Raw genomic sequence first — 13,078 nt, 5'->3', positions numbered from 1 at the left:
GCTTCTGCTTCTTTTAATATTGATACTATTTGGGTCTCAGTCATTCGTTTGCTCATATCAAAACTCCTTATGGGTATTTTATAAGAAATTCTACGTTTGAGCTGTGTTAGTTTAGGGGATAGTTACAATACGCCTTACAATTACAGGATTTATAGTAATGCTAGGGTTCTTCTTGGCATTTATTGCTACGATGGGTCCACCTATCGCACCTCATATTTGGAATGGGGGTCTGGATGGCGGTATTAGAATAAGCACTATTGTTATCGGCTTGGGTTCATGTGCTGCTATATTGCTTTGGTTTTTCTGGACATTATGTTGTGATATTTATCGTCTTATTATTCGTACCACATAAACTATCAGTGGGTTGACTTGTGAAAGAAGGATTACAAAATGCGTTTTTTATATCGCATGCCTATTTTGATCATACTATTTTTGTCGATGCAAACGGTATGGGCTTGTATACCGCATTCACCAAATGATGTATTTATTGCTCGTCTGCAATCATCTCAGCCCACACTAATGGATAATCAGCAAAAAGGCTTCGACTTGCAATTTAGCAATCCACGCTTTGTCTTTCGTACCCTTAGAATGTGGTTTTTTTACTCTAAGCCTGAACATTGGCAAAGTGATTTTGAGTTAAAAAATATCAAGACAAATGACTTGATTATTGGCTTGGCTTATCCTACAAGTGATTTTAAGTCTACAGATTACGCATTAGCATCACTAGCGACCTTAAGCTGTAAAGACGATAAATTAATAATTGGCAAACCTTTAGTGTCTTTTTTAGCATGGAACCGAGAAAACGGCAGTTGTCGCCATGATAGCCACGATGGTATCGGCATATTAGATGGGTTTATAGGAGAGGATCAGGAATATTATTTACAGAAGCTGCAAGCCAAATATCCTACCTGCAATAAGCTGAACGCTGCGTTCCCTAGCGGCGCTGATAAAAGGGGGTTGAGTAATAGTACCGATTCAGTTAATACTCATAGTACATCCAAACAAGACAGCCATCCTCAAATATCATTTTGGGAAAAGGTTAAGTTTTGGTTTAGGCAGTGGATATAACGCCCCATATTTAACGACAGACTGTGAAAACGTAAGCTATATAAAATAAGGAGCTGCAATGAATGTTCTATATAAAGTAACAGGTTTAATGATACTTGGGTTAAGTTTGATGTCTTGTGATGCGCTATACAGTAAGAGTACAGCTAAGAGCGCATCAGAGGACAATCATCTTAATACAGCCACGAGCGGATTAGACCAATCACTTGCCGCAACAGATATGAGCGACAGTGATTTCAATAAGTTAACCCACGGCATAAGACCAAACTTTTCAAATAAGCCGCTGCCACAATCTGACTTAACGTTGGCAGATAAGAACAAACGCTCTGATTGTGGTTTTGATATGCGCGTGGCTGATAAAGCAAAGCAGCTGACTTAAAGGGATCTGTTAATCTAATACCATTGCTGATATAGTCGGTCTTTCATAAATAAGATACAATCGTTTTAAAACTGATGAGATGCCAGAACAACACATGACCTATTCAGCAGATTTTGAGCACAAGTGATTAAAAGTGTCGAAAACAAGGATATGAGTATTCGTCAGGCTTGTACTTTCTATAATATTAGTAAAACCACATTACAACGTTGGTTGGAAAATCAGGTTATCAAACAAACTCGGGATAAACCACCAAATAAAATAACGAATAAATTACTTCTTAAAGAAGTCACGCAATATCCGGACGATTACATGTACGAGCGAGCACAGCGTTTAGGCTGTAGCAAATCAGGCATTGAGATCGCGCTAAAGCGCCTTGGCATCAGTCAAAAAAAATACCTTGGAACATCCAAAAACGTGTCCGATGAAAAAAGCGACGTATCAAAGTAAGTTTGATAGCTTTACACAGCAAGGTTATCCCATAGTGTATATGGATGAAATTGGCTTCGAAGCCGAAACTATTCGTCCTTATGGCTATGCAGCGATAGGCAAACCCTATATTTACAGCTACAATCGGCAAAAAAAAGCGAATTAACGTTATTAGACCTCTTGCAAAAGTGATAAGCCAAGCTCGAAATTAACGATACCAGCGAATAGCTTCATTCTAAGATCGTAGCGCTGACGACGGTTACGATATTTATGGGCGACGATTTTGAACCGTTTGATTAAGCCTATTTTGTGTTCAACCATAATGCGAAACTTAGCGAGATACTGATTGGCTTGTTTGCAGAGCTCTAACAATTGACCCCCACGTGGCTTTTTAAAGGGGGTGAAGCTCTGTTCATGTAACTTTGCAATGCCCTGATAGCCACTATCTGCTAGTAATTTAGCATTGTCAGGAAGCCAATAAGGACAAGTATCTTTATACAACTTAAAATCGTGAATAGAGCCTTTAGACGTTTGAACATCTAATATTAAGCCTGTTTTCCAGTGGACGATCACCTGCGCTTTTAAGGTGTGTTGTTTCTTCTTGCCGCTGTAGTAGTTTCTTTGGTTTTTTTTGGACGCTCAATAGGGGTTTCGGTTGCATCGACAATGACGACTGACCAATTAATATCGTCATCAACTCTACTAGGGAGCTTTTTGGGCAATTCAAACTTGCCTGAATTGATAAGAATATATTCTACTTTACGAATAATACGGCTAGCAGAATACTCATGAATACCAAAGTCCATACTGATGTGGTACAGCGTCCGGTATTCACGCCAATAAGTAAGGGCTAGTAATATCTGTTCCTCAAGACTAAGCGCGCTTGGTCTACCTTATTTGGTCTTTTGTGCTTCATGGCAGCTAACATTTCATAAAAGGTGGCTTTATGAATGCCCGTGTAGCGTTTAAAGCCTGCATTGCTTTGTTTGAGAAGCTTATCTATGTTTGGCATGGTTCCTAGCCAGTTGTGAATGTATTGGTTATTGTAAAATTCTCTGATACTTTTGCAAGAGGTCTATTGGTGTGCTCTATAAAGAAATGCTGTTTGCGCCTGATTACTTTGAGCAGAACATCAACAGCAGCATATTCTATGATTGGTGCAAGTACACGTTGATTCCAAGCCTTAAGAGAAAATGTGTGATTGTTATGGATAATGCCCGCTTTCATAACAGCAAGCGTATTCAAGAATTACTAAATAGGTACGGTCATCGTATTTTATGGCGGCCACCCTATAGCCCTGATCTGAACGCTATCGAGAAAAAATGGGCACAGGTAAAATTTCTACGCTAGGGCTATATGGAGAATAATCCGCCTAAACTCTTTAAGGATATGGGTTGTATCTCTTTTATTGCGAATTAACTATACTTTCTATGCCTATGATGCAATGAAAGCATAAACCATAGGCATAGAAAATCCTGATTTCTGCCGAATTATTATTGAAATGGCAGTTTCAAAAATGCTAATAATTCTAGAGTGGCTTAGCCTATTATCATACTCAGCTATTTATGATGAGAGTTTTTTATATGTATACCTATCGAATACTTCTAAGGCATATCAGGCACCTCATGATTAAATGAGTCAATAGAATCATACCTATCGTAACTGGTAAAAAAAGAGAACTTTGTACCACCGCTTGTGCCGCAGTCAATTCGACCTCTTCCATACTAACCGCATACCAATTAATCGGATAAAAAATCTCACTAATCAGAAAAATTATCGCAAAGGGTAAGGCAAATAGTAAGCCATAGACAGCTGTATATTGATAAGACGACGGAGATAATTTATCAATGACACAATATACTATGGAGACCAAGGCTTGGTACAGCGCTGTAAAGATTAGTGCCAATGGCCACCAACCTTTAACGTCAACATTATTAGCGATTGTCATTTCATAAATTAAATATACAATATAAATAACCAGATACGGCATAAAAATCATCATAAATTTTTTAAGTGGCATGAATTAATCCGAGTTATTTAGTGATTTTTTATTCTAATCTTTTCCGCATAGATCACGAATAGAATGTATGTACACCTTGAAGTACACTGCGACTATTTCAATGAGTTAAAACGCTGATACTATTAGCCTACAGATTCACATTCAAGTCCTAACTAGATAGCAGCCGTTCCAAAATCTTACTCAAACCTAATTAATATTAACTATTGGTTAGGTTTGATGTTTTTTTCTGCTTCATTGTCACGCGCTACCTCTCGTTTGAGACTTAGACTGACCACGACTCCACAGACTTTTTTAATTGGCGATGGAACTCACCGTCCAATAAAAGGGGGTTATGCGGCTGTTAAGATGACAGTCGCATTATTTAAAATATTGATGCTGGCGTTGAGGTCGCGGTTATGAGAAACCTGACATACAGGACAGATCCAATCGCGCATTTTCAACGTTAGCTCATCTTTACCAAGGATATGATTGTAGTTTGAACAGGTTTTTGAGCTGGGATAAAGGCGCCCAACCGATTTAACTGTCTTACCTTGCTCATCGGTTTTGTAAATAAGCTGTCGCTCAAATTCGAAGAAACCCAAATCACTAATGGCCCGTGACAATCTGCGATTTTTAACCATGCCTTTGACGTTTAAATCCTCAATTGCAATCACATCAAACTCTTTAACTAGCTTTGTTGTGATCTGATGGAGAGAATCCTGCCTAATACACCTGATTTTGTAGTGCAAACGAGAGAGCTTAGTTTTTGCTTTTTCTCTGTTTTTGCTACCTTTCTTGGTACGATTTAGGTTTTTATTGAGTGTTCTTAGTTTTCTTAAATACCTACCCAATGGTTTTGGTGCTTTGATTTTAGTACCATCTGATAAAACCAATAAATCAGTAATACCAAGGTCAATACCCACGCTTTTACCTGTCTTTTTAGCAGGAAGTGCGACTTCTTGCATCTCAACGGCCATGCTGACAAACCATTTGCCGCCACGCTTAGAGATGGTGGCCAACATAATCTTACCGTCAAAACGTAGCAGTTCTTTTATACGAACCCAGCCTAAACTGGGTATGCGAATGGACTTGCCTTTAATGGCAAATTGGTCATTGGATAAGCTAAACCTATCGTCATGTCCTTTCTTGCGAGCTGTTGGATATTTCGCCAAGCCCTTAAAAAAATTATTATAAGCATCACCCAGTTGCATGATTGCCAGTTGCGGAGCACATTTGGTCACTTCTAACATATAAGGGAATAATTCGCGCTTAATGGCATTCAATTCGCGTCTGAGCTTCGCCTGTGAGGGCTTATTTAGCTTTTTAGTATCAATCTATATGCCAGCCGCTAAACACGCATCACGATACGCCTTATCAAGCGCATACTGCCGTTGCCACTCATATAAAGCCCAGTTATAGGCTTTTCTCGCCACACCACAAGCACGAGCAAAGTGATTCGCCTGTACGTTGTTTGGTTTGAGTTCAATGATATGATCACGGATCATAATGCTTGTTTAGCCTCTTTTTATTGATATAGAAATTACTTATTTTGATAATAAATGGCTAGGATTAGATATATCTTAGGTAACTGTTATCGAACCCTTCTTCCCATAACAGACGTTATGGAAAATAACGTTAGATAGAAATATTGGGTTTCATTGATTCCCTATACAGACATCGAACTGTAGGCTATAACCTTAATTTTTTAGAAAGTATTTAAGTTTTATATATCTATTTTTGATAAAGTCTTCGATACTCAGCACAGGCAAACTGATATCCATTGCTGCAAGACTTTTGATACCATTCTAGCGCTTTGTTTTTATCCTGCTGTACATTGATACCTTTCTCATAGAATACTGCCAGCCCTGATTGAGCCATGGGAAGATCTTGCAAAGCTGCCTTGCGCGTCCACTCAAAAGCCTTCGCATCACTTTGAGTTGTACCTTTACCTTTAAGGTACATATCTCCAATTTTTGACTGGTATAAGTCAATACCGTCATTGGCTAAATCTTTATATAACTCAAACGCTTTAGCATCGTTTTGATCCACGCCTTGACCCTTCTCATACATCAATGCCAGCATCCCCTGCATTTCTTTGTCTCCATGGTTAGCTGCTTGTTGTAACCAATAAAATGCTTTTGAATAATCTTGAGGAACGCCTTTACCATAGTAATATATAAGCCCTAATTGTCCTTGGCTTGAAGCGTCTCCTAGATTAGCTTGTACTGTGAGATCTTCAAAATCCTTCTCAACATCGGATTTCACGGTTGGAACATTGTTTTGAATGCTATTCATCTGAGTATTAGTGGCTTTATTACACCCTGTCAGCATAATGCTAGTAAGCAAAAATACTGCTAGTTTCTTTTTCATAACGGCTTGTCCTTTTAGTTAATCAAGGTAACACTAACCTTTTTTAACTGCCTTTGAGTTTGGAAATATCGTAACTATTATTAATACAATGCTAGCTACAACTAAAATTAATGGACTCAATTGCAGAATATGGACTGAACCAAATATAAGAAAATACATACAAACCGCTATAACCTGAAAATCGTAAGTATGGTTTTTAAAGAATTTAAATATAATAATTAAAAGAAGCGCTATACCTACTATGAGGAAGAAAGTTCCATCAAGAAACATGTCTTTCATAAAAAAATAATAGATCAAAGCAAATATAATATAAATGCCTAAACCAATTTTTCTATGAATTGAGTTTTTCTGTGTGGACTTAGTATTTTCTAATTCATCTCTCATAAAGCTATTAACCCCTATCACCTAACATAAAAATATAAATTAACAATTTTTACTGTTGTTGGAATACGTTCGATCCCTATATAGGTAACCAAACCAGTGAAAGGGTCTAATTGGTTATTTTGACAAATTTTTCATGCCCAAGACTATGCAATATAATCACTCTCATTGGTATACGTTGGCTGCCTCCTATGTAGGCGCAGTTTCTATTGCACCAGCAACAGCACAACCCTGATATGTTTTGCCTGCATAACTTAGTGTCGCAGTAAATTCATTTTGATAGCCATTATCATCGATACAAATGTTTTTTAGTATATTCAAAATAATAGGTTGCCCATTTACTGTACTCGCGTATTCAACACCTTGAGTATCGGTAGAACCAGAGCCCACGACCATAACGGTTGTTGGATTTAAGAAATCTGCTTCTACACTTAATTTATTTCCTTCAACCACTGTCCGCCAACTTTTTTCTTTATTGCCAAAAGCGGTAAATGCCGCTGACGCTACCGGTACTTCTATTGTCGGTTGCTTATTATTATCGGTGGTGTCGGCTCGATAGTTACTACAAGCCATTAGAGCTAAACTGCCCGTTAAGCACATTGTCGTTAGAAGCAAAGAACGCATAATTTTCCCTTTAAATATAATAAGAGAACACTGCTATATAGCAGTGTTCTCTTTTTTACGTGATGAAATTCAGGTTTCTACTACCATAGTTTGGTTTGCAGTAGGCTATTAGCTAGTGCATTGATTCATACTATTCAGTACGGGTAGCTCTAATTAGTACCTTACAAACATACCCTTTATGTTAGTAGTGCTAATGTAACATATCTATAAAATTTAACAGTGTAAAGTAAGTTAAAATCGGTGTTTTTTATTGCTTGGGTGTTTAAAATATGAAAAACTTAACTGCTGCTATCCTAATTGCGCTTCCTCTTCTAGTGGTAAGCCCTACAGTCATGGCCGCATCTTCAGATGCAGTGGCTAAAACTGTTGATGTTCAATTTAAAAAAGGCGCCAGCTCAGCTAACTATTATGGGAAATTAAAGGGCAATAAGTATGATTCCTATACATTTTATGCTAAAAAGAATCAAAAGCTTTCTGTCAAAACAACGGGAGGGAATGTAGATCCTTATTTATTCCATAAGAATTTAGCAGACTCTGTTAACGTAGGAGAGTCTGCGCCTGAAGTGGATGATCAAGGTTATTACACGCTCCCATATTCAGGTAAATATGAATTACGTATTCTTCAGCCACGTTCTCAAGCTTCTAGAGGAAAAACACCTGCGTATTGGCTAGAAGTATCTATTTTATAGTGATATAAGCTTAAATTGTGATACTGAGCTACGCTATCAAATATATAAACAACAATAATAATCAGCATGAGTATTGTTGCCTGTATAGCGCATCGAAAACGACTAGAATATGTATGGTAGGTACATCACGAAGTACACTGTGGCTATTTTAGCGAGTTAAAACATTGATACCATTAGTTTAAAACCTAATGTCTAAGTCCTCACTAGTTAACCTAAATTACTGAATAAGGTAAGACTTATTGGAGGGCTTTAATTGAGTTAAATCCCTATACTGGTATCGAACTGCTAGTGTTAGATATAACGTTAATAATTATGAAATCGACAGCATAAATCAAAAAGCGCTATGAACACATTTATGATCAGCAGGCTATTATTGATAATAGGTATACGTTGTTAGATTCAGTAATTGTTCTAGGTGGTTCTGCGAACTTCTTCGTTAAGTTCTGAATTGAGCACACTAATAATCAGCTGTCTCAGCCAATTATGCGCCGCATCGCCCTCACGGCGTTGATGCCAAAGTAATTTAAAGTCGAATGATTCAATTGGAAAAGGCGGTTCAAATATTTTAACCTGTGAGTTGCTATCAGTCATATCAAAGCTACGCCGCGCCGCTGTCAAAATCAGGTCAGTACCAGCCACTAATTGATTAGCAATTCCCCAATGTGGCAAAGTCATTACAACATGGCGACTTAATCCTGCGCCACTAAGTGCACGTTCAATCTCATTATTGGCACCTGATTGCATCGCAACGAGGATATGCGGTCGAGCCAACCAACTATCTTGATCGAGAATACCAGTCTCTGGCAAAGTTTTTTTGTCTGCTAAACAAGCAAAAGACTCAACAAACAGGGTGTGCATACAAAGCGCTTCTGGCACTTTATCTGAGAAGACACCGAAAGCCATATCAGTTTCACCATCGAATACATCCGCCATCATCGCTTCGCGGCTTCCTTGACTCACCTCAAGCTCAATGCCAGGCGCAAGCATTCTTAATGAGCGCACTAAACTGGGCATAAATACACGCGCACCATAGTCAGACATAGCCAGACGAAATACTCGCTTCGCACTGAGAGGATTGAATTCTGGGGTCTCAATCAACGCACCGAGCTGCTCTAGAACATCAGTCAACGGCAGAATTAATTCGCTCGCTCGCGAAGTCAATTCCAATCTTCCTGAACGTCGAACCAATAGAGGGTCATCAAATAGGGTACGTAAATGGGCCAGTGCGTGGCTAACTGCCGGCTGACTTTTATGTAACCGGAGAGCGGCTCGTGATACGTGCTTTTCTACTAATAATGCGTGCAACGTCACGAGCAAATTAAGGTCAATACGTCTTAAGTTATTCATATAACGAATAGTGAAGTAAAAAAACAATAATTTCAATTCAAATTTTTAATATGAAATAATTCCTCTAGAGAATTAAATAAATCTGGAGCAAACGTATGAATCTATCACTTACTGGCATCTCTTTTGCCATTATCGCCCTAGTTGCCGGCGCTTTAGTCCCTCTCCAAGCTGCAAGTAATGCTGAATTAGGCCGTGCTCTTGGACATCCTCTTTGGGCAACGGTAGTGTCGTTATTGGTGAGTGTACTTATAGCGATACCTGTCATTCTTTCTCTGCGTGTCCCTACGCCCATATTGAGTGAAATCGGACAATTACCAATGTGGGTCTGGTTTGGTGGCATAGCTGGCGTTATCTATATTACGTCCGCATTAATTCTAGTCCCTCGTTTAGGCGCAACTCGCTTTATTGTTTGCGTGATAGCGGGTCAAATGCTCATTTCATTAATATTAGACCAATACGGTCTTATGAATTTACCAGTGAAAGAGATAAATGCTGGGCGTTTAGTTGGTGTCACTTTCGTTCTAATAGGCATGATTATGGTGCTGTGGCTTACTCCTTCATCTCCCAATTTAGGTGACGTTAAAGCTAACATAACGGACAATTTAAATACGACAGAAAGTACGTCGACAAGCAGCGCTAATTCTGTTTCTCATTTTGAAAGTTAGTGATGCCTAGCTCAAGGCATAGGCAATGGAGATTAATTATTCAAATACTATTTGGTGATCTTGTTAAGCTTGTATTTGAAAAAAGATAACAGCCATTTAGTGAGCGTATTAAAGTTTTTGGATTGTAATGAATACAGTAGATAGGTCGATACCTGTACAGTAAAACAATCACGGATTAATGCAAGTTCATACGATCTTCAGGAAATTTCGAGCGCACCAAGCCTAATAATCAGTCTCATTTGAGCATAGCCAACTACTCAAGTCCCAACTAGAGAGCCACACATTGTCCCCACAAGAAACGTTATGGAAAACGCCTCTAAACATAAGAAATAGCCTTATCCTCTGCCATAAAATCAGAAGGACGTTGACCAAAAAAATCTTTAAAAGCGGCGCTATAGGCACTATGGCTATTATAGCCAAACTGGAAAGCGATATCGATGATAGGAAGCCCTTCACTAAGGGCTTCTAGTGAATAGAACAGTCGCGCTTGTTGTCGCCATTTCCCAAAGGGGATACCTGTTAACTTAAAAAATTGACGTTCAAAGGTTTTAGCTGAGATATGGAGCTCATTTGCCCATTGAGGAATAGATCGAGAGTCGGTGGGATAGTGTATTAGGTATTCACAGATGTTGTGATAACGGGCATCCTTAGGCCAAGGAAGAAGTAAGTTTAAAGCAGTATGACGTTTTAGTTCTTCTAACAACAGATTCACCAATAAATTGGCGTAAGTATCTTTTCGATAATCAATGGGAAGTAAAGTGGCTGCTAATATCAGCTCTTTAAGTAGTGGTGATACGTTGATTACATAACTCGTATCGGGTAAGTCCGTGCGGATAGCATCAGTTTTAATAAATAAACTACGCACCTTGGTATGACTACGCATCACAACGGTATGCTCTTCTTGAGCTGCTAGCCAAACGGCGCGATTTGGGGGGATAAGCCATCTTCCTGCGTGGGTTTCAACCAGCAGAGTACCAGAGATAGCGTATAAAAGTTGGGCACTATTAGTATGGATATGCGGCGCAATAACATGCCCTTTTGAATAATCTACTGCTATACCATGTAAAGGCAATTGTGACGATTCAAATTGGTTAAGTTTTTTTAGATCTTCTACTGTTTTGCTCATAAATGTCTTTTTCTCTACATATATAGCTCTATTATAGATAGTAGGGCGGTCATGTAAACCTCTAACATATCAATCTATCTTTGATTGTTAGGGAGTTTGCTATGTTGATGGATCCTAGTCATAAATATGTTCCATATCCTCGTGTTCAGTTAGTGGATCGTCACTGGCCTGATCAGAGAATTACAAAGCCTCCAATTTGGTTGTCCACCGATTTAAGGGATGGGAACCAGGCTTTATTTGAGCCAATGAATCTATCTAAGAAGCACCAACTTTTCCAGGAATTGGTTCGGGTGGGGCTTAAAGAGATAGAGGTAGGGTTTCCTGCAGGCTCACAAATTGACTTTGATCTTTGCCGGCAGTTGATTGAACAAGATTTAATCCCTAGTGACGTAACTCCTATGGTTATGACTCAGTTACGCTATGATTTAATTGATCGTACAATAGAGAGTATGCGTGGTGCTCAGCGCGTTATTGTGCATTTATATAATGCCATTGCACCTGCTTGGCGTGAGATGGTTTTTGGATTATCTGTAGAGCAGATTGAACAGTTGGTACGTGAGCATGTCAGTTATCTAAAAAGACGAGTAGCCGATTTTCCAGAAACAGAATGGGTGCTACAGTATTCGCCAGAGACGTTCTGTATGGCAGAATTAGACGTATCTTTGCAGATGTGTCATGCGGCGATGGATGAATGGTTAGAGAATGACACTCAAACCATGATTATTAATTTACCTACTACGGTTGAAGTCAGTACAGCAAATGTGTTTGCAGATCAAATTGAGTGGATGCATCGCAAACTACAACGTCGTCATCAAGTGGTTTTATCCGTACACCCTCACAATGATCGTGGAACTGGGGTTGCTTGTGCAGAGCAGGCTCTATTAGCGGGTGCTGATCGCGTCGAGGGCTGTTTATTTGGCAATGGTGAGCGTAGTGGTAATTTGGATCTAGTGACGATAGCCTTGAATATGTATACACAAGGAGTGCATCCAAATTTAGATTTTTCTGATATTTCAGGGTTAGCATTAACTGTAGAAGAATGTACGGCTATTGCCCTACATCCACGTCATCCCTATGCTGGGGATTTAGTGTTTACTGCTTTTTCAGGCTCTCATCAAGATGCAATAGCCAAGGGTTTTAAACAGCAAAAAGCCGATGCAGTGTGGCGCGTTCCGTATTTACCTATTGATCCTAAAGATATAGGGCGTACTTATGATGGTATTGTGCGTGTAAATAGTCAATCGGGTAAAGGGGGCATCGCTTACCTATTAGAGCAAGACTACGACATTCAGATGCCTCGTCGAATGCAGGTTGAATTTAGTTCAATAGTACAAAAACTAGCAGATAGTGCTGAGGCTGAGCTATCAAGCCAACAGCTTTGGGAATTATTTGCTCAAACGTATCTACATCCTGAGTTGTCTTCAGGTATCTATGGCTATCAGCGACACTCATTGTTTGAAACCTCATCAGGTCAAGAAATTGTATTAGACTTGAAGTCTACACAAGGTGAGTATAGGCAAGTGAAAGGTCGAGGAAACGGTCCAATTGCCGCAACACTTAATGCCTTATCTATGCAAGCATCGGTAATGTCTTATGAAGAACGTAATTTGAGTCAAGGTAACGATGCCGAAGCCGTTACAATCATAGAGCTGTCAGTCGCGGATTTACCTGGTTCTTATTTTGGTGTGGGCATACATACCAATAGCACCACAGCAGCTATACTTGCTATTTTAAGTGGATTGGCGCGAATTAATAATTAGAATTAAAATAGTAGTAGGCTGCTTGGAAGAATTGAGGATATTAATCATATTCTTCTGAGCAGTCGTGCTTAAGCTGCTTCTATTTTCTGCAGCTCATTTGACAGCTTTACTTTCAATTCTTACTGTAACTTTGCATCCTCTTGGTCATGTGAGCTACTTATTGATTCGTTAGTTTATCTCTACAGTTTCTTCAGCATAGCTCACAATCGCTTGTTAAAACAACAATTTATTAGTCGCCAAAATAGCT

At 39.0% G+C, this 13,078-nt stretch carries 17 protein-coding genes and 1 pseudogene; 8 read left to right on the top strand and 10 right to left on the bottom strand.

The features are described from left to right. Positions 1 to 390: 390 nt before the first annotated feature. From JMY09_RS05805 to JMY09_RS05790, 4 genes are all read left to right on the top strand, one after another. Positions 391 to 1,068 carry a hypothetical protein gene (locus JMY09_RS05805; protein WP_227677188.1) on the top strand — a complete coding sequence of 226 codons (678 nt, stop codon included), beginning with the start codon at positions 391 to 393 and terminating at the stop codon, positions 1,066 to 1,068. A gap of 58 nt (positions 1,069 to 1,126) precedes the next feature. After that, a complete protein-coding gene (locus JMY09_RS05800; RefSeq protein WP_201622647.1) occupies positions 1,127 to 1,444 on the top strand; it encodes a hypothetical protein in 318 nt (105 codons plus the stop codon). 150 nt (positions 1,445 to 1,594) lie between these two features. Then, entirely contained in the window at positions 1,595 to 1,891 is a 297-nt protein-coding gene (locus JMY09_RS05795) for a transposase (RefSeq protein WP_265088002.1), read from the top strand. Further along, on the top strand, positions 1,866 to 2,036 hold the full coding sequence (locus tag JMY09_RS05790) for a hypothetical protein (RefSeq protein WP_201622646.1): 171 nt from the start codon (positions 1,866 to 1,868) through the stop codon (positions 2,034 to 2,036). The genes JMY09_RS05795 and JMY09_RS05790 overlap by 26 nt, the downstream gene beginning before the upstream one ends. Positions 2,037 to 2,041: 5 nt before the next feature. Here the strand turns inward: JMY09_RS05790 and JMY09_RS05785 are convergent, their stop codons facing one another. Both JMY09_RS05785 and JMY09_RS05780 read right to left on the bottom strand, forming a co-directional pair. Beyond that, positions 2,042 to 2,443, bottom strand: coding sequence for a transposase family protein (locus JMY09_RS05785; protein WP_265088001.1), 402 nt, complete (start codon positions 2,441 to 2,443; stop codon positions 2,042 to 2,044). An 8-nt stretch (positions 2,444 to 2,451) separates the two neighbouring features. Next, positions 2,452 to 2,739, bottom strand: a pseudogene (locus JMY09_RS05780) (helix-turn-helix domain-containing protein); the annotation flags it as partial. 214 nt (positions 2,740 to 2,953) lie between these two features. Here JMY09_RS05780 and JMY09_RS05775 point away from each other — a divergent pair. Next, positions 2,954 to 3,220, top strand: a complete 267-nt coding sequence (locus tag JMY09_RS05775; RefSeq protein ID WP_201622645.1) for a transposase — start codon at positions 2,954 to 2,956, stop codon at positions 3,218 to 3,220. 241 nt (positions 3,221 to 3,461) lie between these two features. On the opposite strand, the gene JMY09_RS05770 is transcribed toward JMY09_RS05775, so the two are convergent. The 6 genes from JMY09_RS05770 to JMY09_RS05750 form a co-directional block, all read right to left on the bottom strand. Further along, positions 3,462 to 3,890 carry a hypothetical protein gene (locus JMY09_RS05770; protein WP_201622644.1) on the bottom strand — a complete coding sequence of 143 codons (429 nt, stop codon included), beginning with the start codon at positions 3,888 to 3,890 and terminating at the stop codon, positions 3,462 to 3,464. A 329-nt stretch (positions 3,891 to 4,219) separates the two neighbouring features. Continuing rightward, positions 4,220 to 5,203, bottom strand: a complete 984-nt coding sequence (locus JMY09_RS05765) for an RNA-guided endonuclease InsQ/TnpB family protein (protein WP_227677189.1) — start codon at positions 5,201 to 5,203, stop codon at positions 4,220 to 4,222. Then, positions 5,204 to 5,374: a helix-turn-helix domain-containing protein gene (locus JMY09_RS14510; protein ID WP_227677186.1), complete on the bottom strand. Its 171-nt coding sequence runs from the start codon at positions 5,372 to 5,374 to the stop codon at positions 5,204 to 5,206. It abuts the gene before it with no gap. 226 nt (positions 5,375 to 5,600) lie between these two features. Continuing rightward, the gene (locus tag JMY09_RS05760) at positions 5,601 to 6,239 is read right to left on the bottom strand and encodes a tetratricopeptide repeat protein (protein WP_201622643.1); all 639 of its coding nucleotides are present in this window, start codon (positions 6,237 to 6,239) and stop codon (positions 5,601 to 5,603) included. Positions 6,240 to 6,272: 33 nt separating this feature from the next. After that, positions 6,273 to 6,623: a hypothetical protein gene (locus JMY09_RS05755; protein WP_201622642.1), complete on the bottom strand. Its 351-nt coding sequence runs from the start codon at positions 6,621 to 6,623 to the stop codon at positions 6,273 to 6,275. Between the two features lie 186 nt (positions 6,624 to 6,809). Then, a complete protein-coding gene (locus tag JMY09_RS05750) occupies positions 6,810 to 7,244 on the bottom strand; it encodes a hypothetical protein (protein ID WP_201622641.1) in 435 nt (144 codons plus the stop codon). 269 nt (positions 7,245 to 7,513) lie between these two features. Between JMY09_RS05750 and JMY09_RS05745 the strand changes: the two genes are divergently transcribed. Further along, a complete protein-coding gene (locus JMY09_RS05745; RefSeq protein WP_201622640.1) occupies positions 7,514 to 7,933 on the top strand; it encodes a PPC domain-containing protein in 420 nt (139 codons plus the stop codon). A gap of 411 nt (positions 7,934 to 8,344) precedes the next feature. Here JMY09_RS05745 and JMY09_RS05740 read toward each other — a convergent pair whose 3' ends face one another. Beyond that, the gene (locus JMY09_RS05740; protein ID WP_201622639.1) at positions 8,345 to 9,280 is read right to left on the bottom strand and encodes a LysR family transcriptional regulator; all 936 of its coding nucleotides are present in this window, start codon (positions 9,278 to 9,280) and stop codon (positions 8,345 to 8,347) included. Between the two features lie 95 nt (positions 9,281 to 9,375). On the opposite strand from JMY09_RS05740, the gene JMY09_RS05735 reads away from it, so the two are divergent. After that, complete coding sequence (locus JMY09_RS05735; RefSeq protein ID WP_201622638.1) at positions 9,376 to 9,945, top strand: DMT family transporter; 570 nt, start codon at positions 9,376 to 9,378, stop codon at positions 9,943 to 9,945. A gap of 316 nt (positions 9,946 to 10,261) precedes the next feature. Here the strand turns inward: JMY09_RS05735 and JMY09_RS05730 are convergent, their stop codons facing one another. Continuing rightward, positions 10,262 to 11,071, bottom strand: coding sequence for an AraC family transcriptional regulator (locus JMY09_RS05730; protein WP_201622637.1), 810 nt, complete (start codon positions 11,069 to 11,071; stop codon positions 10,262 to 10,264). A 101-nt stretch (positions 11,072 to 11,172) separates the two neighbouring features. On the opposite strand from JMY09_RS05730, the gene JMY09_RS05725 reads away from it, so the two are divergent. Further along, positions 11,173 to 12,831 carry a 2-isopropylmalate synthase gene (locus JMY09_RS05725; RefSeq protein WP_201622636.1) on the top strand — a complete coding sequence of 553 codons (1,659 nt, stop codon included), beginning with the start codon at positions 11,173 to 11,175 and terminating at the stop codon, positions 12,829 to 12,831. The last annotated feature ends 247 nt before the right edge of the window (positions 12,832 to 13,078 follow it).

Origin of the sequence: Psychrobacter urativorans (assembly GCF_904846695.1) — a bacterium.
Taxonomy (GTDB): Bacteria; Pseudomonadota; Gammaproteobacteria; order Pseudomonadales; family Moraxellaceae; genus Psychrobacter; species Psychrobacter urativorans.
The sequence above is the reverse complement of the archived record's forward strand: the minus strand, read 5'-3'. Positions and strand labels throughout refer to the sequence as shown.

Bases quoted from the DNA above. Each gene is read 5' to 3' on its own strand.
- JMY09_RS05805 (WP_227677188.1), top strand. From the start codon at position 391: ATGCGTTTTTTATATCGCATGCCTATTTTGATCATACTATTTTTGTCG.
- JMY09_RS05800 (WP_201622647.1), top strand. From the start codon at position 1,127: ATGAATGTTCTATATAAAGTAACAGGTTTAATGATACTTGGGTTAAGT.
- JMY09_RS05795 (WP_265088002.1), top strand. From the start codon at position 1,595: ATGAGTATTCGTCAGGCTTGTACTTTCTATAATATTAGTAAAACCACA.
- JMY09_RS05790 (WP_201622646.1), top strand. From the start codon at position 1,866: ATGAAAAAAGCGACGTATCAAAGTAAGTTTGATAGCTTTACACAGCAA.
- JMY09_RS05770 (WP_201622644.1), bottom strand. From the start codon at position 3,890: ATGCCACTTAAAAAATTTATGATGATTTTTATGCCGTATCTGGTTATT.
- JMY09_RS14510 (WP_227677186.1), bottom strand. From the start codon at position 5,374: ATGATCCGTGATCATATCATTGAACTCAAACCAAACAACGTACAGGCG.
- JMY09_RS05760 (WP_201622643.1), bottom strand. From the start codon at position 6,239: ATGAAAAAGAAACTAGCAGTATTTTTGCTTACTAGCATTATGCTGACA.
- JMY09_RS05755 (WP_201622642.1), bottom strand. From the start codon at position 6,623: ATGAGAGATGAATTAGAAAATACTAAGTCCACACAGAAAAACTCAATT.
- JMY09_RS05750 (WP_201622641.1), bottom strand. From the start codon at position 7,244: ATGCGTTCTTTGCTTCTAACGACAATGTGCTTAACGGGCAGTTTAGCT.
- JMY09_RS05745 (WP_201622640.1), top strand. From the start codon at position 7,514: ATGAAAAACTTAACTGCTGCTATCCTAATTGCGCTTCCTCTTCTAGTG.
- JMY09_RS05740 (WP_201622639.1), bottom strand. From the start codon at position 9,280: ATGAATAACTTAAGACGTATTGACCTTAATTTGCTCGTGACGTTGCAC.
- JMY09_RS05735 (WP_201622638.1), top strand. From the start codon at position 9,376: ATGAATCTATCACTTACTGGCATCTCTTTTGCCATTATCGCCCTAGTT.
- JMY09_RS05730 (WP_201622637.1), bottom strand. From the start codon at position 11,071: ATGAGCAAAACAGTAGAAGATCTAAAAAAACTTAACCAATTTGAATCG.
- JMY09_RS05725 (WP_201622636.1), top strand. From the start codon at position 11,173: ATGTTGATGGATCCTAGTCATAAATATGTTCCATATCCTCGTGTTCAG.